The sequence below is a fragment of the Bdellovibrio sp. ZAP7 genome, from assembly GCF_006874645.1.
Taxonomy (GTDB): domain Bacteria; phylum Bdellovibrionota; class Bdellovibrionia; order Bdellovibrionales; family Bdellovibrionaceae; genus Bdellovibrio.
Genome location: NZ_CP030082.1, coordinates 1640795 through 1665848, shown reverse-complemented (window position 1 = coordinate 1665848; position 25054 = coordinate 1640795). Strand labels below are relative to the sequence as shown.

Below are 25054 nucleotides of genomic sequence, written 5' to 3'. Positions count from 1 at the left end.
GGCAAATTTCCAACTAGGGCCTGCAGCGTGTGTAGGCTCAAACATCGATTTCATAAGAATCAACGTATCTGGCCGACACATCCCGTTTTGTCCGAGGAACTCAAAAGAGAATTCAGTGGCAAAAAAAAATGGGCCTTACGGGGCCCATCGAACGTCCTTAAACTAGCAAAAATATTGAAGGAGCGCAAGGACTTATCTAGCCCTAGGGACAGGAGTACAATAGCGCCGTGGCCCCATCCTTATAATAGCGCGGCCTACGGCCCGTGAGCTTAAAACCGAGCTTTTCATAGAGTTTTTGGGCCGATTCATTGCTTTCATGCACTTCTAACCACAACTCGCGACCTTGACCCTTTGCGGCAATCAAATGCCTAATCAAGATCTCCATCAGACCGCGGCGTTGGAATCGTGGATGTGTCGCCACCAAGGAAATCTCCCAGGCATCGGGAACTTCCCGGTAAAGTACAAAACCCGCCAGATCCTCCCCTTCAAAAATACCCACGGCTTCAGCCGTCGCCATCTCAGCCCCCAGCATTTCTGGTGGCCAGTAAAATTGCGGCAGCATTCCACCTTGCTGGTGGATCGCCTCGACAAGTTCACGCATCGCCGGTTTATGGGGTGAATAGAGTGATTCGATTCTCATAGGGGCCTAAAGGAAGTTTCGCACCTTGTATTTGCGTTTCATCACTTCAAACCAGGAGCGCAGACGCTCCTCGAGCTGCTGTTGCGCAAGGAATGATTTAATATTGTCTTTGATAGAGGCAAACGAAGTGCTACCGAATTTGGCTTTGTTTTTTTCGTAATAAGCAAAGGCGTCGATATCTGACACGATTCCGGCCATGGAGCTGGTTTTAAACTTGATAAAGCTTTTAGCGACCAGTTTACGAGTGGTGAACTTATTCACCTCAACAGTGGTTGGCTGCAGTTGGCTCCAATAAGTTTTTCCGGCCGTGGCTCTTTCGATTTTTCCGACAGCTTCGTTCAATTCCGCATCTGAAACAGTGCCCACGTTGAAAGCTTCTGCCTCCATCGCGACCACGGCTTCCAATAAAACCGCCGTCACATGACTGCGGAATTCCTTAGACCCTGGAGAGGTTTCCTGCAGAGTGTTTTTTTTGGCATCTTTGGGTGGAAATAAAACGGCGTCTATGACAGAGGTGATCTGAACCTCGCGACTGGTGATCACATAGTCACCCACCTGCCCGACAGTTTCTGAAACCACTGTGGCGGCTGAAGCCTGGAAAGTCATAAATAAGGAAAGAATCAGGATACGCATGGGACTATTGTGTACCGGAGTTCCCGGCGTTGTCCAAAAAAAAAGCGGAGCTCCATTACAGAACTCCGCTACCACTGAGAAATTGGGACTGAGAGATTTTGGGAACAATTAGAAATTCATGCGACCAGAAACTGTCATTACATAGTATTGCAGTTTTTCGATTGGATTTGTGTTCATCCATTGGTTGTAGTTCGCGTTGTAGTTGCTTCCGTAGTTGATACGGCTGGAAAGATTCCACATATATCTGAAATCCAAACCAATAGAGTATTTTGGAGAGAATTCCAAATCAGCACCAACCAAAGCACCCAAGTCTACTGCGTGTGAGTTTGCATCAGACTTCAGGTTGTTATTGTTGTAGTTGTAGTTATAGTTGTAAGTGTAGTTATTCGATTTCAAATCATACGTTCTGTATGAGTAAGCAACCAAACCACCGATAACTGGTTTCACGATACCATCAAAGAACTGGATCTTAGTTGCCAAAGAACCTGTGTATTGATTGATATCAACATTGTTGTAGTACGGGTTGTTCATCGTCCATTGATTTGGACTTACAGTGTAGTTCGAGTAAAGGAACGAACCTTCAATGATGAAGCCGTCAACTTTATTACCGAAAGACACACCCAGAGCGTAGTTACCCTTAACGTTAGAAACGTCTGGATAGTCACCCATACCGATCAAACCCGCTACGTATTTAGTGCGTGTTTCAACTGGTTTGTTTTTCTCTAAAGACGCAGCCATTTCCTGACGGATCAATTCGCGAGTTGCAGCGTCGTCGTTCACTTGTTTTTCAACGATAATTGGAGCCGGAGCCGCAACGGGAGCAACAACTACTGGAGCTGCTACGGGTTGTTGAACTGGAACCTGTTGTTGATTATTTAAGTTGTTAAATTTATCACCGAACAATACGTCAGCACGACGTTTTTCGTCTTCCATACGAGATTGCTCAAGTTTTTCAACGATCTTTTGTTCAGTTTGAACCTCAGCGTCCTGACGGCTCTTACGGATTGCTTCCGCACGAGATTCAGCCAAAGGCGAAGCTTCAATAACAGTTGTTGGCTGTTTTTGAACTTGCTGAGTTGCTGCAGTAGCCTGAGCGGCCTGCGCTGGTGAGTTAATAATATAGATAGGTTGTGGCTTCACAGACTGCACTTCACCTTGAGCGGCAGCAGGAAGAACTGTTGTGTTTGTCCCAACAGCTTGTTTTGGCGCTTGCTTGGCATACATAGCGTCCAATTCAGCATCAACATCATTCTCAAGGGATTGAGCCAACGCGAATACCGGCGCCATGCTCAAAGCCGCAAGAATATAGATATACTTTTTCATAAAGTCTCCTCAGTGTGGTTTTCTAAAACCTTTTTAAATCGAATCCCTCTAAAGCAAGGCCAATGCCAACTGCGCCGCTTTTCGTCCACACCGTGTAAACCCTTGAATTTGCGGGCTTTAGCGACCCTAAGGAACTCCCCCTATTTTGGGTGGCAGCATAAAAGAGTGACAACTGATCGAACGCTTCCTGAACTTCTTTCAAACTGGGGTCAAATTGGCCTGGAGCACAAAACCCGCTGAAAAAGCGGGCAAAAACTCAGAAAAATCAGGCTTTTTGAAAAAAGATGTTGAGGATGAGGGCCTTCTGATATTAAAAAGATCACCTCACTGCGGGTGTGGTGAAATGGTAGACACAGAAGATTCAAAATCTTCCGCGAAAGCATGGGGGTTCAAGTCCCTCCACCCGCACCAACTGCTTACGCTTCGACTCCATCGAAGTAAGAACAACCGCCCTATGGCGGTTTTTTAATTTTTGCCTTACGCACTCCGACTTCGTCGAAGTATTTCCTGAAGATTAATACCACTAAAATCGTAGCTTTGTTTTTGTCGTTCACTGCCGCCGGCAGCGAACTCCTAGTAGTTAAGTAATTCGGTCTTGTTTTTAATGACGCTTATACAAAGCGCCTTAATTTTTTGATATAGTTGACTCAGTAATGAGGTGTTTTATATGAAGGCTCTTTTGATCGGTCTTTTGTTTTTTTGCTGTCTATCGGCTGGTGCGCAGCCGAATCTTACCGCCGCCTCTTCAATCGCTAAAGCTACTGAAACTCTTTCTAAAATCAACTCCGGGGCTGAAATCACGACTAAGAAAACGAATCCGGTTTCTTTGTTTGCGAAAACAAATCCTCTCCAATCTTCGACGCAAATGTCACCCGCTCCTGAGCGGAAATAGGATCTTGTTTTCAAAGGATGCGAGTTCTGGCGACCCAAATTTGAACGGTGAAATTTGGAGTCGTAACCCTTGGTTTTGAGCGTTCGGGAACAAGACTTGGACCTTTGTTTGCTTTTCAGTTTCCTTTAGCCATGGCTTAATAAAGACATGGGACTTAGAACGACTACAAAACTGGTACTTTCCGCTATATTGGGCCTGGCCCTTTTAACTCCATTGAGCTGTGGCAAAGCCTACAATTCATCCAGTTATGATGCTGATATTTACGGTGAGGGTGGCGGCGGAACGCCAGCTTTCCAGGCAGCTCAAACGATCTTGCGCGACCACTGTGCGACTTGCCACACTCAAGCAAGCCATCAAACTTGGGGCAATATCTCTGAAGCTCAATTCATAGCGCAAAACCTGGTGACCCCAGGAAGCCTTTCAGGCTCTCAGCTTTACACGAAAATTGCTGGCAACAGCACAGGTATCGCCGGAAACATGCCACCCTCTGGAGGCAACCTCACCTCCGACCAACTGCAAACTCTAGAAACCTGGATCCTAAACATCCAATAAAAAAAGCCTGGTAAAAACCAGGCTTTTTTTATGTCTAATATCTACCCCACGTCCCCGAACCCGTATCCATCCCCGTCTCAAAATGCAAAACAGGGTTGATCAAAATGGTTCGAGCGCGAGGCGGAGGGTTATCCCCGCAGCGCAGGCGGGCTAAATGCCCGTCGGAGCGAGGAGATAGCCCGACAACGAAGTCGATCGGGCCATTTTCATCAACCCCTACAATCGGTAGGCCAAACCTACACGCCAATACATCGTCTCATCCTTATAAACCATTCCGAAGCTTTGGATGTATTCGAAGGACTGCCCTACGCGCGCTCTTAAATCTAAGAAACCGCCGGAGATCATTTTTGACCCCGACTGCACGGTCAGATCGCCGCTTGCACCCGTCGGCCAATCCACGTTTTTGAAATAGGACGAGATATCGAATCCCAAATCTACTTTCGGCCCCATGCGATAGAATATTCGGGGAGTGATACGCAGGGCGGTCCAAGGCACGCGGGCTTGGAAATAATTAAGGCCGGTATTTTTGTCTCCACCGACGGCGCTGCCACCAGAGATTCCACCACCAACTCCCCAACCCCATTTGGAATAGTAAAAGTTTTTTTCTACTCCCACGCCGAAACCATAGTACGACGCTTTCGCGTCTTGAGTGCTTCCGGAGTTATTGGAAATAGAAAGCTTCTCAACCCAGGAGTTGTATTCGCCTGTTAACAACCAACGCTCCAATGCACGAGGTGCCGTAGTCGGCGCTGCAGTAGCAACGGATTTTGTCGGCGCTCCATTTTTCTGAGCCCAACCAGAAGCTGACAGTAAAACGATCGAAAAGATAATCAAAAGCTGTTTCACGTACGCCTCCTACAGGGACAGATGCAGTTGTGACTGCAACATCCAAGCATCCGCATTCACAGATGTATCATTTAATTTGCGACCATTTACGAAACCTGCGCGGAATTCCACACGCGGCATCGGGAAGGCCAAAAGACCGAAAGACCATTTAAATTCATCGGCTGACTCTGATGACATTGTGGCATTGTAATACTCAATTTGACTGAGAATATTATAACCACGTGTGATCCCCAGTAAGCTTTGCAACATGAAATAGCCACCGACCTTGTCACTTGGATTTGCCAGAGGGCTGTCTTTCACGAACCCCACCTCAGTCAACAGACTGTCGCCTTTTTCAAAGCCGAGCTTTTGATGGAATTCCAAGCGAGTCTTTTCCACGTAATCATTTTTTGACTGCATAACTGCGAAACCCAAACGGTTCTTGTCTGCTACGTCAAATTCCATCATCACAGAAAGACCTTTTTGACGAACGTCCTCATCTTCCTGCAAGACGTTACCAATAAAGAGATCTCCCGTGATTTCCCAATTGTCGCCGTAGTATTGCGTGATCACGCCTGTGGATTGGTCATTTTGAGCAACATCCGTCACCAAACGACTGTAAGACGTATGGTCAGCGGTGCGAATACCGAAGACTTTATCCATCGTTCCTACGTACGTGTAGAATTTCTTATTTACCTGCCAACGGAAGTAGTGTTCGCGGGAGATAAAGTTTTTATTGTCAGGATCATTGATGTTGGCACGAGCTGCCGGAGTTGGCTGATAACCACCAGATAAAACCATCAAGTATTTCGCGCCACGATCAAATTGAACGGCGACGTTGGCGTCCGCCTGCATCGTGATATATTTTGTAACTGCGGCAGGTCCGCCGGGATTTTGCTGAAAGTATAGACCGCGATATTTGATACCTGGACGAATCCACCATGGCAATTGAGTCGAACCCAAAAAACCCGATTTAGCAGCGATTTCTTCCTCGGATAATTTTTTATTGAATACCAGATCGCGAGCGGCGATCTCCGTCGTGAAAAGAGCGCGACCGTAATCAGTCAGAGGACCGTTACCCTGCCCATTATAATGGCATGTAATGCATGTGTTGTACCCGTAAGAAATAAAATCCGGATACGCTTGGCTGACTTGTGGAATTATTAGTCCTGCAAGAAGCAAAAATGGAAGAAGTAAAATCACGCTGCAACCTCATTTGATGGACAAGACTTATTTCGTGTTTAAGTCTATGGTTCCAACGAATGAGGCGCAAATCAAAAAGCTTACAAATGCTCGGAGTTTTTGCGGCGCTCCTTACTGAGGAGCACCGTTAGCAACCCAGACGTCCACCATCGTACGTTGAGCTTCAGAGAGAATACCACTGGTTGGCATCGGATTATTGGAGTTATTCATACGCGCTTGAATATTTGCGGCGGCTGTTTTCGCGCTCGCATATTTTGTCAAATCCAATCCACCACGCGCATTGCTTGAGCTATGACAACTCACACAGCTATTCGCAAACACTCCGCCTGCGGCAATCAACTGTGAATAAGTCACGTTTGTTGGTGTTGCGGTAGCAGTCGCCGTTGCTGTTGGAGTCGGCGTTGGAGCCGTTGCTGTCGTCGATTTCAAAGTTTCGTATTCCAAGGCAATCACATCATTCGCATTTGGAGTCATGACAACAATGGCATTTGCCGTGCCCGCAGAAAGATTCGTGGCTGTAGTCGTAGAAATTACCGCAGACACGTTTTGATATGTTGTCGCCTCGACCGCTTTCGCCATGTTGACGTAAAGATTCACTGTGTTGACTTGGTAACTTCCCGAAGAAACATTTTTCAGACGCAAAGTTGGATTTCTAAACTCATACCCTTGAGTCACACCACCGATCACAGCTCGACGAATATCAATTGTCGCAGTTAACGGAGCCGATGGAGTTGCACCTGCCAAATCCCATGTCATCGTTACGAATGTTGTAGCAAGGTTTGCAGGAACTTTAAGTGCTGCAGATTTAACTTTTGCAGAAACTTGAGCCTGACCCGTATCAACCAAACATTGAGCATACTTATCCTGAGCAGCACCCCAATAGGAATTAATCTCCGTAATGCGAGCTTGGTTTTGTGGACCTGTATACGGAGGTTTATGAGAACCATTCACGGCCTGACTTGAAATTTTCGCGGCCCCCACGCTGGAGAAAGCGGCATATGACGGCACCAAATCGGGGCTACCAAAAACTCCCAGACCTATACCACCGGACACATGACATCCGCCGCAAGTTTGATTTAAGAACGGATGGAAAGTTGCGGCATAGACCTTAACAATCGCCTCTTCACAAGACTCCCCGCCAGCTGTAGAAAACTCGGTGCTGCCACCGGATACAGAGCTAAGGTTTGTCATAGTGAATCCCTCACCGCAGTTATTAAAAGCAATAACTGTGATGACAGCGCCAACGGCCCAGAGAATTTTTTGAACAACTTTAGAGCTTCCCACTCATTCCCCCAAACACATACAAACACGCAATTAACTATTTATCGCTCACTCCCCAGCAGGCGACAAATCGCTTCCGCATTGCAGAAGCAAAAAAATTAGGCGACCTTGATCACCTGAGAAAGCTGAGACGTATCTAAAATACGATTCGCAACTTTATCAAATAGATCCATTCGCTTATTGGCCTGGCACCAATTAGCAAATACTGCTGCCGCAACCAATTCAGGATTCGAACCAGTTACAAACGTTGGATCCGAAGCTTGATTGTCGTTGAATTGACCCACTTGGAAATCGCTTGTCGCAGGACGGCCTTTAGGATCGAAGTAAAACAGGTATGCAACGCCATGCCCACGATCTCCCGCCCATCCGGCAGCGCGATCGTCGGAGGCATTACTATAAACTGAACCGTCGGAAACCACCATGATCATAACCGGTTTGCCCAATACAGAAGCGCTCTCAAGAATGCGCCCCACTTCAGTACCGGCATCAAGATCTCTGGTATCTCCGGTCGTGCGGGATCCATCATGGTAATCATAACCACCAAGCTCAATGTTTGCAGAACCTGCTTGTCCCAATAAAGTATTATAAATCATGGATCCGAATAAAAGTTCGCGATTATTGTTAGCGGTATTAGCGGTAACACCCCAAACATTTGCGAATGTCGCATTCGAACGCGGATCTACGATCGAAGCGCCCTTCGCCATCACATCCACGTTTTTAATTCCAGCGCAATCCAAAACCGTTTTTACAGTTTCTCCACCATCTAATGTCGCTATTTTACGAGATTGAGTCTGAGTTAAATTACTCATCAGCTTTACCAATGAGTTCTTTTGATTGGCATTCAAAGCCGTCGACAATGAGGCCGTATAGCCGATTGAAGACAACAACGCTGAATAGTTTTGCACAATCAAGGGTGCCGGTGGCACTGCAAATCCCGCCGACTGATTCATCCCCGTGCGAGTGTTACGATTACCGATGTTTGGCAGATTAGTTCCCACCAATCCCGCCTTAGTTACTGCACCGGACACATCAAATTTATTCTGATTCGTATCGTTTTGAGAATCGACGCAAAATCCGATAAAAGCTGTCTTGCCCATGGTACCAGCTGACGCTTTGGATTTAACCCCAGTCAAAAACTTACTAATGCCATTACCCGCAAAAGGCGCATTTCCGAAAGCTCGTTCAATAGGTACTTGATTATTACCTAGGCCCATCTTGTTGTATGAAGCAAGGGGTTGGCGAGCTGCATTCTGCGGGACATAGTTTGCCGCCATGGCAGCCCCGCCGCTTAGATTTACAGTTACCATCGGAATTAATGACAAAGGAACAGGACAGTCATTCGCTGCATGAGCCTGATTGCCCAAAATCATCGATACCCAATTCGGTACGAACAAGTTCGCAGCGAAGGGTATGATTCCCGCAGAAAGGAAATCGCGGCGAGTAACTGGCTTTTTGTGACCGGTAGCTGCCCAAAACGGGATTTCTTTTTTATCTTTTGCCATATTCTCCCCCAGAGAACTAAACCTAAAAATCAAAAACAAAATTAGTAAGAAAGTGCGTCGAAGCTTGAAATCATCGCCGCACAAGTCGCCAGCATCAAATTGCTAGTCGACGCAGCTTGAGTGCGAGCATTCGCCGCCAAAGCTGCTATAAATTCACTTTTAAAAGTTTGAAGCAATGCCAGTTCCTCAGCTGTTTCGTTACGCCCCCAATAAGATCGGGCCATACCTCGCACACTGGCGTTGAACTGAGCATCCGTCATTGAAGACACACCTGCAGCGAAGTTGATACTATTAAAGAAATCACGCGAGCCAGCGGCTTCCGCTTTTTCTGTGGCAAGAACTGAATTGCAAACCTCACCACCTAAACTTGTTGCACTTAGCATTAATGGACCGTTAGCCATAGTAAGGTCATTGCCTGCAGCCAAAGCGCCATAACGATTTGCATATTCTGTAGAGAGAGCCGCACTGACTGTTGATACGTTGGCAACTCTTAACATCGATTCAAAAGTCTGTTCTGCCGACAAAAGCGCATAGGGCATGCCAAGAGCTTCTGAGTCTGTTGATTCTGTCGCAGTACCACTAGAGCTTGTCGAGGACAGGTCAGACGCCCCCTGCATTTCTCCATAACGACCGCAGTTATTAAAACTAACGGTCACAAAAAACATTGAAGGCAGAACATAAAATAAAAACTTAGTATATTTCTTATTCATGACGTCCTCCGACTATTCCAAGCAGCCTGGTTTAGCAGCGACTTTTTCAAACAAACTTTTCAATTTGTAACCGCTGTTTTCAAACTCAACACCCCAAGTTTTTAGCTTATCAAGGTCTTTAGCTTCATCGAAAGTCTTACGACAAACAGTTTCGTAAGCTCGTTTCGCCATACACTGACTGAAGCGACGGGAGTTTGCGACTGTTGTACCAAAACTTTTCGCACCATTACCTGACAAAGCATTGCCGCGCCATTCGAAAAAGTTGGCATTTTTCTCACGAATTGCATTGTTCACCCATGAATCATCTCTTGTGACATATCCAGCCGGGAAAACGTTTGCATTCTTGTTATACTTTTGGATTACGCCCGTCGAATTATCCACGATGATAGTATATGCATCCGATGTATTTGAATGAGGATTTGCATCTACGTGTTTAATGCCCGCTGGGTTATTGTTCACTTCCCATTTAGCAAAAGCACCGCGGAATCCGTCCATAACAGTGTGGCAGCCCTTACAGGAAGTCAGAAACTTGTTATGGTCTCCACCTGGAAAACGGTCAATGTCACGACCGATGCGCAAATCAGATGCACCCGTATCAGCCCACTCGCTTAAAGGCACACACATAAATTCGCGAAACGTATATTCCACCAAACGACGGTTTGTTCCCATCACCGTGTGCGCTGATTGAAAGGCACGAGAAGTGAGAACTCCTGCCGGATCAGGATTGGCAACAGTTGCTGCATCCCCTACCGCAATGACCTGACCATTTACACGCACCAGGTTTTTTGCAAGATTCACACGTTTATCTTCGAGGTCGATATAATGGTTATTAGTCAGCAGGATATCTGCAACCAGATTAGAGCGAACACCTGTCAGATTGTCAGCGCCTCTGTAATAGAAGTTCCCGTTTAACAACTCGCGCGCATCTCTTTGGTCACGGGTCACACCAATAAATGCAGCAACCATGTCGTTCAAATCTGTCTTGATAGTTTCATCACGTGTTGAAAGCTTAAGCGCCATCAACTTAACTGTGATATTTAAGAAATTGTCGTCAGCGGTCGCAATTTTCGCGGCACCTTCAACATCTCCTTTATTCAAGAATGTTACCATCTGCGCAACTACGGGACTGTCAGCAGGAAGCTTAGTTCCTGTTAAACGTTCATAAATTTTTCTGGCTTTCAGTTCCATTGCGGAAGGATCTGCGGCTGTGACAACCGGTTTAACTTGCGCGTTCGCAGAGTTAGTCCCTGTTCCCATCCCTAGAATAATAAGTGGTAATAGTAAGAATCGCATTTCGCCCCCCCAGGCCTTATCGACAATTTTCACGTACAAATGACAGTTAAACGATAAAAAACTCTTGCAATCTCAACTTGATACTGGAGAAGTTTTTTGCATCAGGGGGGTTTTGACTAAGAGATCTTCAAATCATCCGTTCGACTTCAAATTTTCACTCTGAGTTCGCTAGAATTTCGTCGGTTTTGGGGCGCTTAGCAAGATTCAGTTTGAGGCGGTTTTAAGAGGGAAATCAGTATATCGTGAGAATATTTTTTATAGATGCGAACAACTCAACGCGGAGCTGTTCCCGAGGGAGATGAGGGGTTTGTTAAAGTAGGTTCCAGATTCAAAGACTGCTCTTCCTGAGGGGAAGGACGGTTTAATTTATCAAGCTCTCTTGAAACTTGCGCCCCCCAACGGGTCGCCGCCGCCACTTGATATTTAAGACCGTCTTTACCTTTATATCGAGTGAGCTTACTACTATCGATAAAATCACAGTGAAGCTTGCTGAGAATCTTTTTTAAGGTCCTGACCCCGGAATCCAAATTGGAAGCATACGGTTCTTTGCTAAGTCGCGGAGGACCAATCCACACACAGCGACTTTGAATCCGTTCGACCTCACTTACCATTTTCTCTACAGAGGATTGCTCGTTTTGCATATCCCGTTCATTCATTAGCAAGTATGTGCCCAGCGCGATAATGGTCAGATCCGGATCTGCCTTTGCAAGCTCCTCAGAAAGCGAGCGGGGTTTAAATTCTTTGCTTTTGCGTTCGCGACGTTTTTCATCGCGCTGCCAGAACCCACATTTCGCTGACTGGAAATCAGTCCTGACTCCAACCCAATTTCCGGGAGTAGATCCACATTCCGCAATCGTATTCACCTCTATAGATATAGTACGAAGATAGGCATCAACGGCATTTCCAAAAGCGTCCGCAACGTGATCATCACCGATAAATAAAACACTTTCATACATCGGCGGAGCCACCGAGGAAGCCCCACTTGTATTCGGCAAAAGTGAAAACAACAAAATCAGGAGCATCGGCATTTTGATACCTCACCGGCTGTTTCTCTATCCTGGCTTTGATTTCCGGCAGAGTAAATTTGAACTTCAACACTGGATTTAGGCCTCCAGACCCTGTTGCCAGTCAGCTTGTAATCTTTTGAATCTGGTCAAAAATAAATGAATGAGAGTTTTACTCCCCCTGCTTGTTGTCCTGACCACGCTTTGGTCCCCGGCCCAGGCCACTTCCGCAGAACGAGAAGCTGCGGTGAACATCATTACCTATTGGCCCACTGGATTTCGAGTTGACGAAACGCCACAAGGTCAAAGGGTGCAGCGCCTTTTAAATAAAATAAAAAATCTAGGTGTCGATACCGTGATATTTAATTTTCGCGGCAAGATGGTGGGTGGAAAATCCAACACCGTCCGTTCGGTTGTGCCCGAGGATCTGCAACAACAAGAAGAATACCACCTGGAAGCCACCATCCATTATGCCAAATCCCTGGGTCTTAAGATCGCCTTTCGCCCGATTCTTTTGGTGGTGGGTCCCCACGGAGAATTCCCCTATGAAGATGAAGACGGAACTTTGTGGTGGCACGGAGTGATTCAACCAGACGATCCTGAAAAATGGTTTCAAAGTTTTTTTGAATATCACGAGCGCTACATGAAAATCGCCGCGCGCACCGAAGCCGCGTGGTATTCCATCGGAGCCGAGATGCACTCCTTAACCTCGGGACTGGGCAGCCGCAATCCGCCACGCCGCTTTGGCCGCCCCGATCTTTGGTTGCACCTGGCTTACCGTGCGCGGAATGCCTTAGGTCCGCGAGTGAAAATGACCTATGGTGCGAACTATACGGATCAATATGTTTTAGAAGATGGAGTGCGAACCTGGGGTGGCGAGTTTGAACAGTGGCGCCACGATCTGACCTTTGCAGCGCGCACCGACGACGAGATTCGCCATCAACAATATCTTCGTAATTTTTGGAACACTCTGGATTTCATAGGACTCGATTACTATCGCGCTTTGGGTGCGGCTGACAAAGACTATCCAGCAGGCTATGATGACCTGATCAAAGTTTTAACACCGTTTTCTTTTCAGTACGCTCTGAATCTGCGCAATGCTTTGACACAAATAAATCACTCGGCCGTCACTGAAAAGTATCTGGCCATTCAAGAAGTCGGCTATCGCAGTGTCGAGAAATGTTTTGTATCGCCCTATTTGTATGAAGACGGTCACACGCCGATCAACTATCAACATCAAGCAGCAGCCTGGGATGCTCTTTTGATGTCACTGTGGAATTCTCAAAGCGACTGGATGAGAAGTGTCGGAGTCTGGCAGGTCTTGGTTGATGAAGACACGGATACTTCCATCAATGGTGGGTTCTCCCCTTTGGGAAAAGAACCCACGCAGCAGGTTTTAAAAAAGTATTTTCTCCCAGCAGAATAAGACCTAGGACCATTCCTCACAACTAAACCGATTCAAATTGAAACGGTTTGATTATATCTATGAAATATTCCTCGCGTGTTCCATAGGATTCTACGGAACGCAAGCGAACACGCCGATGAATTTAACATGAGATCATGTACGTCCTTAATTCTCATTTTGATTTCCTTTGTAGGCAGCATTGCGTCTGCCTCTCCAGATTCATTTAACTATCAGGGACGAATTCTTCGTTCTGATGGCAACCCCCTTGAATACAATAACGTAAGCTTTGCCTTTGAAATTACAAATGCCACTGGAAATTGCGTATTCTATCGCGAGCAAAAAGATCACGTGAATATGCAAGGAACGAAAGGTGTCTTTGACGTTCCAATCGGTGTCGGCACCCGCCTTTTTCCTACCGGTCCCACCGCTGATATTCGTGATGCGTTTAAAAACTCCGTGGCTTTAGATTGCGCCGGAGGCGGCACCTATACTGCCGCTGAAAATGAAACACGGCTTCTGAAAGTTCAATTCCACGACGGCAATGGCTGGAATGCCATCACACCAAGTTCAGAAATTCGCTCAGTGCCCTTTGCCACATTTTCTTATTCCTCCGCTCGATTGGGAAATAACTTACCAACAGATTTCGTTTTGAAAACGAATGTAGCCACTTGTACACTCGGTCAATATTTGACCTATGACGGTTCAACATTCTCTTGTCAAAATGACTCCGGAGGCAGCGGCACAGTCAGTGACGTTAACGTGACATCGCCTCTGACGAAATCTGGGACAAGCTCTATTCCGGTCATCGGAATCAGCATAGGCACAGCCGCGGGAACTGTGGCTGCCGGTAACGACTCACGCTTTGGCAACGCAACGAAAATTCAAGGTGTCAATGTCAGCTCAACAGCGCCGACATCAGGGCAAGTACTACGATACGATGGCAGTAGTGCCTGGTTGGCAGCGACTTTAGCAATCTCTGATATTTCAGGATTAAGTACTCAGCTCTCAAATAAAGTTGATTCAACGATGTTCCCAACAACTTGTACTGCCGGTCAGTCGTTGTCGTTTATAACCCCGGCAAATAAATTTGATTGTTATACGATTTCAATCACAGAGTCGCAAATTTCTGGAACAATATCTGCGGCAAAAATCAGTGGCAATATTTCTGGAAATGCGGCGGGATTTACGGGGTCCTTAAGCGGAGATGTGAGTGGCACCCAAAGCACCACCTCCGTAGATAAAATTAAAGGTGTCAGCGTCGACACGACGGCACCAACCACGGGGCAGGTCTTAAAATACAATGGCACAAAGTGGGCCCCGGCTGCAGACTCCTCGAATTCAGGCACCATCACCGGAGTGACAGCAAGCACAGGCTTAACTGGTGGAGGAACATCGGGAACAGTCACCTTGGCAGTCAACGTTGGAACTGGTGCAAGCCAAATCGTTCAATTGGATTCTTCAGCAAAACTTCCTGCCGTCGATGGTTCGGCCTTAACTAATATATCACCTGCAAATTTGTCTGCTGTGGTGCCGATTACTAAAGGTGGTACAGGACAAAGTACGAACACGGCAGGCTTCAATGCCCTCAGCCCGGTAACAACCAAAGGTGATTTAATCACTCGCGATGGCACTAATAATGTGCGCTTGGCTGTGGGAACCGATGGACAAGTCTTAACCGCGGATAGCGCTCAGACCAGTGGCTTGAAATGGGTGACTCCAACCAATGGAACTGTCACAAGCGTGACGGCTTCGGCTCCTTTAAGTGTCGCAACGGGAACTTCCACTCCAGTTATCTCTATTTCCAATGGTTCGGCAACAGGCCAAACTTTAAGATGGAGTGGTGCTGCTTGGTTGGCGACTAAACTAACATATACGGATCTTTTGAACTCATCTTCCGTCAGTCCTTGGCCATCAACAACTTGCTCGGCAGGCCAAGCCGTCATTTGGAGTTCAGCTTCGGACTCATTCGTATGTACGACAATCGCGATCACAGGTTCTAACTTTGCGTCGCAATCTGCGAACTTAGTATTTGCAGGACCAACAAATTCGACGGCGACTCCGACATTTAGATCTTTGGTTTTAGCTGATTTGCCTTCGGGAACGCTCTCTGGCTCAGGCACTACAGGGTATATCCCTTTTTACAGTGCCAGTGCGACCCTAGCGAATTCACCGATATACACAAGCAGCGGTAACGTCGGTATCGGCACGGCTTCGCCTGCCCAAAAACTCACGGTCGACAACGGCTCTGACAATGGAACGACTGCTAATTTAAGATTGCGCAGTCAAACAACCCGTTATCGCGGCGACCTTTATATACAAGGGTCAAGTGGCCTTTACCTCAATTCTTATGACGATACGGGTGCCGCACCTTTAGCCATGAATTTTGATGCTTCTAAATATGTCTTGAACGTTGGTACATTTACCAATGGCGTTCCTTTATTCCAAATCACGGGGCCTGATGTCTCTGGAAATACAACGGCACTTTATTTAAAATCCGGAAACAATGGCGCAACTACAGACGTTAATGATCTTTCTGCCGTGAGCGTTGACTTCGCGATGTTTGATGGCAACACGACCAACCCCTCAAATCCACAGGGACGTATCGCTGTTAAAGTCGGAAAAGATCACGGCACTGCCCACGGGGAATCCAGCGGCCAAATGGTTTTCTACACGGCGATTGGCGATACTGTGGGCGATACTTTCAACACCAACACCCTCACCGAACGCATGCGTATCAATGAATATGGGGATGTCGGCATTGGTACGAGTTCTCCAGGTATGGATTCCCTCTACTCGGGCAGAAATTATCTGACTCTGAAAGGTACGGCAACGACTGCTGCCAATGGCTCCGGAAATCTGCAATTAACTTCAAATGCGTCCGATGCCTTAGGTGTAAACCTGGGAAATATCGAATGGCTTGATAGTGCTAATAACACGAGCATCCGCCGCGCGGGGTTCATTTCTATGTCGACTTCAACTACAACCGCTAACAATCGCGGATCGGATATGTCATTAGCCACTCGTCCTGATGCCGGCACGAATGCTATTGAGCGCGTCAGAATTACTGCGGGCGGCCTGGTTGGTATCGGAACAACTCCAAGTTATCTCTTTGATCTATATGGAGCGACGAACCCGACCATGAGAATACAAAGCGCTAGTAACGATGTCATCGGCCCCACTATTAAACTAACGGAAGATGCGATCGAAAACGGTGCCATCGTTCGCTATCAAAGTACGAATAACACCTTGGACTTAACAATGCTCAGTGGGGGGACTGAAGTACCAGGAATCTCCATTGCCCGCACAACAGGTTATGTCGGCATGGGGACAACGAGCCCCTCTTACAGATTGCATGTCGTCGGCACGGCGGGTTTGTCGACCGGAACAGCTTGGACCAATGCTTCCGATGCCCGCCTTAAAGACATTCACGGAGATTATGAATACGGCTTAAACGAAGTATTGAAGCTTCACACTGTCCGCTATTCCTACAAAAAAGATAATCCTCTGCAACTGCCCTCTGATTTCCAAAAGACGGGCTTCATTGCGCAAGAAGTTCAAAAAGTAATTCCCGATGCCGTCACAACACGTAAAGATGGATATCTAGAATTGAATGTGGATCCGATTCACTGGGCCGTCGTCAATGCCATTAAAGATCTTTACAAGGAGTTCACCGCAAAATTCGCTTCTCAAGAGGAGCGTTTAACGAAGGTCGAAGCAGAGCTTGCTGTGATTCGTGAACAAAATGAACTTCTCAAAAAACAAAATGAGTCCTTGCAATTGCTTTTAAAAGCACAAAGCCCTCAAAGAGCTCCAGCAAGTGCACATTGATCCGGCTAGGGACTCACGTGCCATTCACACCAGTTGACTGCTGGGACTTCGCGACCGTCTTCAATGAATTCCAAAACTTCGACAACACTTTGACCAACTCCCATGGCCGAGGCTGGATTTTGCCCCGTGACCAGGCGTCCACTTTTAACCACGTGAGCGGCAAACTTTGAAGCATGCGTGTAAGTGGCTCCCCGGGATTGAATTTTATCCTGAAGCAAGAACGGTACGACGTTTTCCATTCCGACAGCTTCCTCTTCGGAGTTACTAAAGGCCGCGATTTCGTGATCTTTGATCAAATAAGTTCCTTGAGAGGTTTTGACATTCACCAAGCCCGCAGCCCCATGACAAACAGCTGCAACTACGCCGTCGTTTTCCCAAATTTCGGAAGTGATTTCCTGTAACTTTTTATTTTGGGGAAGATCGAACATCGCACCGTGACCGCCAGCAAAGAAAATCGCGCAATAATTTTCGGGGCGAACTTCCTCGGCGGATAAACTGCCTGCGACTTTCTCCAGAAAGTCCTCATCGTTCATCCACACGGCATTGATGGGATCATCCATCTTCACACCATCCAACGGAATCTCTCCCCCCAACGGACTGGCAATATCGATCTCATATCCGGCGGATTGAATTTCTTGATAAGGATGAGTCAGTTCCGATAGAAAGGCTCCTGTTCTTAACCCCGTATCACCCAGGCGGTTGCAGTTGGTTGCAACAAATAGAACCTTCTTCGATTTCATGGAAACCTCCCCAGTGTCTTTAGAATCCGTTATCACCGGGGCAAGAACCATTTTTTTAAAAGCTTTTGCAAACGTACAGAGGATTCACTGGACAAAAGGAGGCTAGCCCCCTAGGTTCTGGAGCCCATGAAGCTTTTGTACCAAGACCCTCATTTTATAGCCGTCGACAAACCCTCGGGTTTTCACGTCCATCCTCCCGAGGATTCGCAGTACAAAATTCCCCGCGATAAAATCTGCCTGTATCTGGTGCGCAATATGATGAAGCAACATGTGTATCCGGTGCACCGCTTAGATGCGGCGACCAGTGGTGTTTTGCTTTTTGCTCTTTCATCCCAGGCAGCAGGCACGATCTGCAAAATGTTTGCGGAGCGTTCTCCGCAAAAAACTTATTGGGCGGTGGCGCGTGGCTTTGTGCCAGAATCAGGCGATATCAAAGTTCCTTTGGAACTCGATTCCACCGGAAATTTGGTGGATGCTCACACGTCTTTCATCCGACAGGCAACTATCGAAATTCCGGTGGCCGTGGGAAAAAAATTCCCCGCAGCTCGCTATTCTTTGATGGAAGTAAAACCGCACTCCGGTCGCTATCATCAAATCCGCCGTCACTTTAATCGTATTTCGCATCCATTGTTGGGGGACGCTTATCACGGCGACTCCCATCACAATCGTTTTTTTAGAAATGAATTGGGTATCGAAGGCTTGTGTTTGAAAGCACGAAGTATCGAGTTCACACACCCGTGGACAGGCGAACGTGTTTTCATTGAATCGCCAACGTGTGAGAAGTGGAATAAGATCCACGCCTTGTTTGATGCGAACAAACCGATGAGCGAAAAACTCAAACTCCCCTAGAATTTAATTATTTAAACTTATCGACAGGAATTCCCTTACCTAAGTACTTCTGCAAAAGTGCATCGTATTCAGGAGAGGCCTTAAGAGCGGCCATTCCACGTTCAAACTTTTCGCGAAGCTCGATGGCTTCAGGCTGCGTTTTTGAAAGCTGCATGTAGATAGGCTCATTAGAAAGATCGATAACCGTCGTCAAAGCATCTTTAAGTTCTGGGTGATGGTTCAGGTAATAATACAAAACCATTTCATCAATCGCTGCGAACTTCACACGACCCGACTCAACCAAGCGAAGCGCGGTCATATCGTTCACGGTGTAGTAACGAACGATGCGAGTGTTGTCGTCAAACTCAGGACCAAAAGTAAAACCACTTGGCAACGCCACTGTTTTATATTCGAGATCTGAAATCTTTTTTGGTTTTTTAAGGGCTTCTTTCACATAGCGTTTGTTCGCGACAATCAGACCGCGGCTGCGGAAAAGGTAGTTGTTAGGGAAAACATATTTTGCCGCCAGCTCTTCGTTTTTTGCGGTATTGGCGCAAGCCACTTCTTTGCCCTCGGGCTCAGTCAGGGCCATACAACGTAGATAAGGGACTTGCTGAATTTGAACCTCGGCCCCTTCCAGACGCATGGCGGCCTTAACCAGGTCAATGGAAAGACCTGCGGGTTGACCGTCCTTCACGTAAGCGTAGGGCGGCCAGTTGTCTTCCATCAAAACACGGAAAACCTTCTTTGCATGTGCCGGTAAGGCAAAACAAAGCGCAGTCGCTAAGAGTATTCCGATTTTTTTGATTTCCAACATGGGTCGCACTTTATGTTAGCACTTCAAAATGTGCTAATTACTGTTTCGCAAAGGTAAAAAAGTGAGTCCATAGAAACCCACGAAGGTTGTGATTGGTGATCCTACCCCGACTTGAACGGGGATCTGACGTTTAGGAAACGTAAGCTCTATCCAGTTGAGCTATAGGATCGCTCCCGGGAGTTCATATTTGATTATAATAAAGGCAAATTTAACGGCCAAGCTCTTTTTAATGCGTTACAGAGAGCTCTGGCATCAGGTATTCAGCTTTACCAGCAGAGTCAATGCGCGTCGAAAATCGGACGGCCTGCTCAGCATTCAGAATGCCTTTGCCGTACTCATTTTTCAAATTGTCAGCGGTTGGCGGTGTGACTGTCGCCATTAAGATTTTCTTAATTTGGGCGGATTTAAGCTTCTTGTTGGCAGCTTTCATCAGGGCGACGACGCCCGTCACGTGAGGCGCTGCCATAGACGTGCCGCTTAGGACTTGGAATCCTGAGGAGGTGGCCTGCAAAGTAGCCACCACCGATTCCCCACGTGCCAGACGGTCTTCGATCACTTGCGAGTTTTTGTTTTCGATCATGAAAATCGATATCGGTAAGGTTTTATCCTTATCCGTGAATCTGCCCACTTCCAGGCCTGGGCGATTGTTAACGAAGATAATCGCAGTCGCGCCGGCTTTGATGGCGTTATTGATTTTATTCATGAACTTGCCTTTGCCTCGGCGAACCAGGACAAAGCGACCTTTGACGTTTTTCCCGTCATAGTCGGCCATCGTATCTCCCTCGCCCACGCTCACGAGCTCTCCTTTTAAGGAGTTTCGAACTTCACGTGTGCCGCCGAAGGTGCTGGCCAGATACTTTACAGAAAAGCCGGTCGATGTTTCGATTTTTACGGAATGAACTTTCCCGCGAGTTGCTGGGAATGTTGAATACACATCCACGCCAGGTGCTACCAAGGCGAGCTCCGGGCCATATTGTGAAAACGTCGCACGAAGCATGCTTGGGTCCACCGCACCCACTGCGATCACCGTGGGCAGAGCCGCTGGAAAGAACACACGATTTGAACCCCAGTTACCACTGGAGGCGACAACCGCGATACCGGCCTTGTCGGCACGTTTGATTGCTTCGTCTTGAGCTGCCGTGGAAGAAATTCCTGAAATAGAAATATTCATCACGTCAACTTTTTGAGTCACGCCCCAGTTAATCGCTGCAATCATGGCAGCGGTTGAGCAACCTTTTTCAAAACAGGCACGAGCCATTAAAAGTTTTGCTTTTGGCGCCACACCCGTAAAGCCGTTCACGTCTTGTTTGGCGGCGATAATGCCCGCCACGTGAGTTCCGTGACCGCGAATATCTGTGATATCACTGCCATCGCTTTCACCAGTAAAGTCGCGACCTCTTTCGAAGTTACCTTTAAGTGACGGATGAGTTTTATCAAGACCGCTATCGATCAACAAAACACGAGCGCCCTCCCCTTGACGGGAAAGTGGCCAAGCCGCCGGTGCCTTGATCGCAGCTATTCCCCACGGCACACCTGCCACAGGAGTATCCGCGGGAGCACGTCCGCTGATGTTAAGTTCTGCACGTTGCAGGTAAAGGGGAATTTCTAATTCATAAGGAATGATTTGATCTTCTTCGACCAAAACCACATCAGGATTCTGTTTCAGACGTTCAACATCCGAGGAATCTTCTGTTTGAACAATGTAAGTACCGATCTGATGCAGACTGGATTCCACATGTCCCACAATTTCTCGCTCAAACGAAGGGTGCGCCGAAAACAGCGGAGCTTCGTCTTTCATTATGACGATATAACGAGCCGCTTCGGCCCTTGGCGCCAGTGAAATTATGAGTGCGAAAAAAGCGAAAATCTTCATTGAGCCCCTAGTTAAACTGAATCAAATAGTCCCAAACTGGTCCGGACTGTCTATCAAGCTGCGCGATGATTTTATCCATCAACGAGATGTAGTAGTCATAATCAGAATTTTCAGCCGCTTGCAAATGCTTACGTGCAGTTTCGAGCATATTTTTGAGCGCAGCAGCTCTTTCAGGAACTGTTTTCCAATCAGCTGCAATAGAACCTTGTTCAAGATTTAACTGCGCACGCAAACCATAGTGATCAGAAAGAGGCGATCTTTGACCACCGCGAAGATTGATTTGGGAATCAACCATCTGCCATTTCCAGTTCATGTTTTTTGTGATGTTGGAAACAAAGATATAATCTAACACCCAATTGCCTTTTTCATCAGACAAAGGATTTTGTGAACCACAGAATGTGCACTGACCGTTATAACCAACAGTTTCTTCCTGCACATCGCGAACACCCATCAAGAGTTTAAAAAATTTCCACTCGAAAGACTCCGCCGTGAAGTTAAAGTCCCCGGTCATCACCCATGGATAGTCCAAATGACGTAAACGCCATTGGTAAATGTCCAGAATCTGAGTAATACGCACAGCCCCCGACAAAGGATGCGTGTGAACGTTGGTGGCAAGAATAGGCGTCGCCACTCCTGGCAACTGCACCACCATATTCATGAAACCTTTTTTTACGCCCATGATGTCTTTTAAAGAATCCATGAAGCTGTCTGAATTAAGCACGAATGTGTAAACGTCCGTGTAATTGATTTGGCCCTTGGTCAATGCCATGAGACCAATTTTCAAATCCATATTGGGAGCGCTAATGTTGTAACGAGGTTGCAAAATGTCCACGATCACATTTTGTTGCCCAGAATTCCACACCTCTTGAAAATGAATCACATCGCAGGGGGCGGTTAAAATTTCCTTTGAAAGCGCTTCAGATCGAGACGCAATATTGGGCGCGTAAAGCGGACCGTAAGTGTTAAATGTCTGAATGCAAATAGCTTGGCTTAGGGATGCTGACAGCATCAACCCGGCAAAAATTGCCCACTTCATATTTCCCCTCCAGAAGTAAACAGGGCTCTACCTTTGTCGGGAAAACAGAGGATTGCAACAATAATATGCCCCTCAAGGTTATTCACATTAGTTCCGATTTTAGAAGCATATGAAAAACAGATTTTTCACAACAATTTCGGCACTTTCTCTGATTCTTACATCTTGTCAGTCGCCTTCGCCTGTCGCGGTGAACGAAGCTTGTGTGGATCCCCGAGGCCCCGCGTCAGAGGGTTTAAGTTGTTCAGCTGTTTTCATGGACACGGATCTTACTCCGCCTCTTTTGGATCCGGCAGCTCCAGCCACGTTTACCACGATCAATCAGAAATTAAGTTGGGATAAATGGCTCGATGCTGAAATTGATTTCCTGCGCTTTTATTCGAATCGTTCTTTGAAGCGTGGCCAGGAAGATGGCAAGCACGGAACTGAAATCTGGGGCCTTGAAAACTACAAAGCTTACGCCAATGCACGCGATCACTTGAATTCTATTCCTATTGGGCGTTTGGATATCAGCCGCAGTCTTATCATGCGCATCCATGAACTGGGTTCCGAAGGCTTGAAAAAAGAAGCGAGTCTGATGGGAAAAATTATGCCGAAGAACATGTCGATCGGCAATACGACGGGATTTAAAGTTCGTCAAAACGTGGGGGGCGATCCCATCCTGCATCCGCTGAAGGAATCTCAGTATCTGGCCTTGAAAGCCAATCCTTGGATTAAAAAATTCATCGAACTTCCTTACCCACTCAGTCGCAAAGACAAGCGTCGCGGTTGGATTGTGTATGGAGACTACAAAACTGTCGGCAAAGCCATCAGCGAGCTTTCGACTTGGTACTATCAAAATAAAAACACCATGGATCCGATTGATCTGGCGGCAGAGTTTCAATATCGCTTTGTTTCGATTCATCCATTTATTGATGGCAATGGCAGAACCTCGATGCTTTTTGCGAACCGCATTTTGCAGGAAGCTGGCTATCCAGGTGTAATGAATACCTTCCCGGGCTATGACATTTACTATGATCTGCCAACCTGGAAACAACTCTTCAGAAACAGTGTTGCTGAGTTCGGTGAGATGGTTCGCGAAGTGACTTTCACAGATCCTGCAGTACCCACGGTGAACAATATCAACCGTGACTCAACCCCGCGCACAGCGATTTTACCGACCACAACAACCTATGGCAAAGAAGCCAAGCGCATAGAGCTTGATAAAGCCATGAAAAAGAAATTCAAGTGGATGAACGACACGATTTCCTCTAGAAATAAGTTCGTTAAAATCGGCAATGCGAATTACACCATGCTGACGGATGGTTTCTTTTATAACCAAATGGGTATCCCCCATGCCCTCTTTAACGGAAAGCTTTATCCGATCGCAGACCGCACATATCTTCTTTATGGTGAGGGTGGAGACCTGGCTCCCCACACGTTTGCCCGTCGCAGTTTGACGTTGGCGCATCGAAATATCTTTAGAGATCACATGCAGTATGTCTTGGATGTCCAGGCTCAAAAAATCGATCCTAAAGACATCGAAATCGTGGACTATAACGTCATTAAAGACGCCAATGAGAAAGGCAAAATCTATTTGCATCCTTGGCAGGTACGCGTTTTTGAAAACGCAATCACGATCAAAGACACGGACCCAATGGCGATCCTGGCGCAGACTCGTGGCTGGCACACAGACTATGAAAAGAGCTTTGAAACCCGCACGGGAGCTTCCTTATCAGACATCGTGGCGCAGTACCAGTTCATGGAATTAAAATTCCAACAGTACACTGAATATGCATTAGAAGTGAATAATATAGCGCATTTAAACAAGATCATGGTCAGCCGTGAGAAGTACTTCCAAGCAGCCAAGACTTTGCTCGCTGAAGGACAAAAGCAGATTGAAAGCGCCCCTTCTGCGATTCAGATCACAATCAAAAAAGCTCCGCGCGTGACGTTCCTCGAAAAGTATATCTCTTATACTAACTTGGCCTACCCGACCTTGAAGGAAGCCATTGCCGCTCGCGGTGACGCCGATATCGTTCTTTTACGCAGCGACATGGCGTCTGTGGAAAAGACGGGCTTCATTTCAAATCAGTCTTATATTAATTTGGCGAAAGCCTTACCAGGTTATGAGTCTTTCAAAGCTTGGATTAACGAGGTCAGCAAACATCAGGGCGATACAACGTATCAACCCAAATTCTTAGAGGCGCAACTGCGCAAGATGCTTCCCGGTTTCGATACTCTGGCAAATCGTATTCGTAAAGCCTTGAACGACAATCGCTATGACCGACGTGGTATTGCCGATGAATTTGCCCGCGAATTTGTCGACCACTATACCCATGCTTTAGATTCACCTTTAAAAGATCATATTTCCCTATCCACTTCGACAGACCTTTACTTCGCTTATATCGGGGCCGGGACCGCACCAAATATTCCGTTTTTAGCCGACGGTTTAGGCGGAGGAATTTACTTTGTAAAAGTGAACAAAAAGACCGTGTCTCCGACACTTTCTACGCCGTTTTCTGCAGAGTTTGAGATCCTTTCTCAGCAGAATATTTCGCCGTTTAAAATTTTAGGTAAAGTGGGACTTGATCACTTCAAGACACCGGACGAAAACAAGTTCAACACAGTGAATGAAATGGTCGACGAAGCATTCTATTTATTCCCAAAATAAATGGATAGGAAACTGACAG

20 protein-coding genes and 2 tRNA genes are annotated in these 25054 nt (G+C 46.8%); 7 read left to right on the top strand and 15 right to left on the bottom strand.

What is annotated here, in order from left to right; genetic code table 11:
* Positions 1-202: 202 nt before the first annotated feature.
* The 3 genes from DOM22_RS08080 to DOM22_RS08070 all read right to left on the bottom strand — a co-directional run bounded on the left by DOM22_RS08080 (position 203) and on the right by DOM22_RS08070 (position 2596).
* Positions 203-640 (bottom strand): GNAT family N-acetyltransferase, encoded by a 438-nt coding sequence (locus tag DOM22_RS08080; RefSeq protein WP_142699874.1) that lies wholly within the window; start codon positions 638-640, stop codon positions 203-205.
* A 6-nt stretch (positions 641-646) separates the two neighbouring features.
* Complete coding sequence (locus tag DOM22_RS08075; RefSeq protein ID WP_142699873.1) at positions 647-1273, bottom strand: hypothetical protein; 627 nt, start codon at positions 1271-1273, stop codon at positions 647-649.
* A gap of 108 nt (positions 1274-1381) precedes the next feature.
* Complete coding sequence (locus DOM22_RS08070; RefSeq protein ID WP_142699872.1) at positions 1382-2596, bottom strand: hypothetical protein; 1215 nt, start codon at positions 2594-2596, stop codon at positions 1382-1384.
* Between the two features lie 329 nt (positions 2597-2925).
* Here DOM22_RS08070 and DOM22_RS08065 point away from each other — a divergent pair.
* The 3 genes from DOM22_RS08065 to DOM22_RS08055 all read left to right on the top strand — a co-directional run bounded on the left by DOM22_RS08065 (position 2926) and on the right by DOM22_RS08055 (position 4040).
* Positions 2926-3007, top strand: a tRNA-Leu gene (locus DOM22_RS08065).
* Positions 3008-3263: 256 nt separating this feature from the next.
* Positions 3264-3488 carry a hypothetical protein gene (locus DOM22_RS08060; RefSeq protein WP_142699871.1) on the top strand — a complete coding sequence of 75 codons (225 nt, stop codon included), beginning with the start codon at positions 3264-3266 and terminating at the stop codon, positions 3486-3488.
* Positions 3489-3635: 147 nt separating this feature from the next.
* Positions 3636-4040: a hypothetical protein gene (locus DOM22_RS08055; protein ID WP_142699870.1), complete on the top strand. Its 405-nt coding sequence runs from the start codon at positions 3636-3638 to the stop codon at positions 4038-4040.
* A gap of 216 nt (positions 4041-4256) precedes the next feature.
* Here DOM22_RS08055 and DOM22_RS08050 read toward each other — a convergent pair whose 3' ends face one another.
* The 7 genes from DOM22_RS08050 to DOM22_RS08020 form a co-directional block, all read right to left on the bottom strand.
* Complete coding sequence (locus tag DOM22_RS08050; protein WP_142699869.1) at positions 4257-4886, bottom strand: hypothetical protein; 630 nt, start codon at positions 4884-4886, stop codon at positions 4257-4259.
* Between the two features lie 9 nt (positions 4887-4895).
* A complete protein-coding gene (locus tag DOM22_RS08045; protein WP_142699868.1) occupies positions 4896-6068 on the bottom strand; it encodes a hypothetical protein in 1173 nt (390 codons plus the stop codon).
* A gap of 111 nt (positions 6069-6179) precedes the next feature.
* The gene (locus DOM22_RS08040) at positions 6180-7352 is read right to left on the bottom strand and encodes a hypothetical protein (RefSeq protein WP_142699867.1); all 1173 of its coding nucleotides are present in this window, start codon (positions 7350-7352) and stop codon (positions 6180-6182) included.
* Positions 7353-7447: 95 nt separating this feature from the next.
* Positions 7448-8851, bottom strand: a complete 1404-nt coding sequence (locus DOM22_RS08035) for a hypothetical protein (protein ID WP_142699866.1) — start codon at positions 8849-8851, stop codon at positions 7448-7450.
* Positions 8852-8892: 41 nt separating this feature from the next.
* Positions 8893-9561: a hypothetical protein gene (locus tag DOM22_RS08030; protein WP_142699865.1), complete on the bottom strand. Its 669-nt coding sequence runs from the start codon at positions 9559-9561 to the stop codon at positions 8893-8895.
* Positions 9562-9573: 12 nt separating this feature from the next.
* Positions 9574-10854: a hypothetical protein gene (locus DOM22_RS08025; RefSeq protein ID WP_142699864.1), complete on the bottom strand. Its 1281-nt coding sequence runs from the start codon at positions 10852-10854 to the stop codon at positions 9574-9576.
* Positions 10855-11126: 272 nt separating this feature from the next.
* The gene (locus DOM22_RS08020; RefSeq protein ID WP_142699863.1) at positions 11127-11882 is read right to left on the bottom strand and encodes a hypothetical protein; all 756 of its coding nucleotides are present in this window, start codon (positions 11880-11882) and stop codon (positions 11127-11129) included.
* A 139-nt stretch (positions 11883-12021) separates the two neighbouring features.
* On the opposite strand from DOM22_RS08020, the gene DOM22_RS08015 reads away from it, so the two are divergent.
* On the top strand, positions 12022-13284 hold the full coding sequence (locus DOM22_RS08015; protein ID WP_142699862.1) for a hypothetical protein: 1263 nt from the start codon (positions 12022-12024) through the stop codon (positions 13282-13284).
* Positions 13285-13410: 126 nt separating this feature from the next.
* Positions 13411-17091: a tail fiber domain-containing protein gene (locus tag DOM22_RS08010; protein WP_142699861.1), complete on the top strand. Its 3681-nt coding sequence runs from the start codon at positions 13411-13413 to the stop codon at positions 17089-17091.
* A 5-nt stretch (positions 17092-17096) separates the two neighbouring features.
* Here DOM22_RS08010 and DOM22_RS08005 read toward each other — a convergent pair whose 3' ends face one another.
* Positions 17097-17831: a type 1 glutamine amidotransferase domain-containing protein gene (locus DOM22_RS08005; protein ID WP_142699860.1), complete on the bottom strand. Its 735-nt coding sequence runs from the start codon at positions 17829-17831 to the stop codon at positions 17097-17099.
* 126 nt (positions 17832-17957) lie between these two features.
* On the opposite strand from DOM22_RS08005, the gene DOM22_RS08000 reads away from it, so the two are divergent.
* Positions 17958-18680 carry a pseudouridine synthase gene (locus tag DOM22_RS08000; protein ID WP_142699859.1) on the top strand — a complete coding sequence of 241 codons (723 nt, stop codon included), beginning with the start codon at positions 17958-17960 and terminating at the stop codon, positions 18678-18680.
* Between the two features lie 7 nt (positions 18681-18687).
* Here DOM22_RS08000 and DOM22_RS07995 read toward each other — a convergent pair whose 3' ends face one another.
* The 4 genes from DOM22_RS07995 to DOM22_RS07980 all read right to left on the bottom strand — a co-directional run bounded on the left by DOM22_RS07995 (position 18688) and on the right by DOM22_RS07980 (position 22385).
* The gene (locus DOM22_RS07995; RefSeq protein ID WP_142699858.1) at positions 18688-19476 is read right to left on the bottom strand and encodes an ABC transporter substrate-binding protein; all 789 of its coding nucleotides are present in this window, start codon (positions 19474-19476) and stop codon (positions 18688-18690) included.
* Between the two features lie 93 nt (positions 19477-19569).
* Positions 19570-19645: transfer RNA gene (locus DOM22_RS07990), tRNA-Arg, on the bottom strand.
* A 57-nt stretch (positions 19646-19702) separates the two neighbouring features.
* Entirely contained in the window at positions 19703-21349 is a 1647-nt protein-coding gene (locus DOM22_RS07985) for a S8 family serine peptidase (protein WP_142699857.1), read from the bottom strand.
* A 7-nt stretch (positions 21350-21356) separates the two neighbouring features.
* The gene (locus tag DOM22_RS07980; protein WP_142699856.1) at positions 21357-22385 is read right to left on the bottom strand and encodes an endonuclease/exonuclease/phosphatase family protein; all 1029 of its coding nucleotides are present in this window, start codon (positions 22383-22385) and stop codon (positions 21357-21359) included.
* A 109-nt stretch (positions 22386-22494) separates the two neighbouring features.
* On the opposite strand from DOM22_RS07980, the gene DOM22_RS07975 reads away from it, so the two are divergent.
* A complete protein-coding gene (locus DOM22_RS07975; RefSeq protein WP_142699855.1) occupies positions 22495-25035 on the top strand; it encodes a Fic family protein in 2541 nt (846 codons plus the stop codon).
* The last annotated feature ends 19 nt before the right edge of the window (positions 25036-25054 follow it).

Bases quoted from the DNA above. Each gene is read 5' to 3' on its own strand.
- DOM22_RS08080 (WP_142699874.1), bottom strand. From the start codon at position 640: ATGAGAATCGAATCACTCTATTCACCCCATAAACCGGCGATGCGTGAA.
- DOM22_RS08075 (WP_142699873.1), bottom strand. From the start codon at position 1,273: ATGCGTATCCTGATTCTTTCCTTATTTATGACTTTCCAGGCTTCAGCC.
- DOM22_RS08070 (WP_142699872.1), bottom strand. From the start codon at position 2,596: ATGAAAAAGTATATCTATATTCTTGCGGCTTTGAGCATGGCGCCGGTA.
- DOM22_RS08060 (WP_142699871.1), top strand. From the start codon at position 3,264: ATGAAGGCTCTTTTGATCGGTCTTTTGTTTTTTTGCTGTCTATCGGCT.
- DOM22_RS08055 (WP_142699870.1), top strand. From the start codon at position 3,636: ATGGGACTTAGAACGACTACAAAACTGGTACTTTCCGCTATATTGGGC.
- DOM22_RS08035 (WP_142699866.1), bottom strand. From the start codon at position 8,851: ATGGCAAAAGATAAAAAAGAAATCCCGTTTTGGGCAGCTACCGGTCAC.
- DOM22_RS08030 (WP_142699865.1), bottom strand. From the start codon at position 9,561: ATGAATAAGAAATATACTAAGTTTTTATTTTATGTTCTGCCTTCAATG.
- DOM22_RS08025 (WP_142699864.1), bottom strand. From the start codon at position 10,854: ATGCGATTCTTACTATTACCACTTATTATTCTAGGGATGGGAACAGGG.
- DOM22_RS08020 (WP_142699863.1), bottom strand. From the start codon at position 11,882: ATGCCGATGCTCCTGATTTTGTTGTTTTCACTTTTGCCGAATACAAGT.
- DOM22_RS08015 (WP_142699862.1), top strand. From the start codon at position 12,022: ATGAGAGTTTTACTCCCCCTGCTTGTTGTCCTGACCACGCTTTGGTCC.
- DOM22_RS08010 (WP_142699861.1), top strand. From the start codon at position 13,411: ATGAGATCATGTACGTCCTTAATTCTCATTTTGATTTCCTTTGTAGGC.
- DOM22_RS08005 (WP_142699860.1), bottom strand. From the start codon at position 17,831: ATGAAATCGAAGAAGGTTCTATTTGTTGCAACCAACTGCAACCGCCTG.
- DOM22_RS08000 (WP_142699859.1), top strand. From the start codon at position 17,958: ATGAAGCTTTTGTACCAAGACCCTCATTTTATAGCCGTCGACAAACCC.
- DOM22_RS07995 (WP_142699858.1), bottom strand. From the start codon at position 19,476: ATGTTGGAAATCAAAAAAATCGGAATACTCTTAGCGACTGCGCTTTGT.
- DOM22_RS07985 (WP_142699857.1), bottom strand. From the start codon at position 21,349: ATGAAGATTTTCGCTTTTTTCGCACTCATAATTTCACTGGCGCCAAGG.
- DOM22_RS07980 (WP_142699856.1), bottom strand. From the start codon at position 22,385: ATGAAGTGGGCAATTTTTGCCGGGTTGATGCTGTCAGCATCCCTAAGC.
- DOM22_RS07975 (WP_142699855.1), top strand. From the start codon at position 22,495: ATGAAAAACAGATTTTTCACAACAATTTCGGCACTTTCTCTGATTCTT.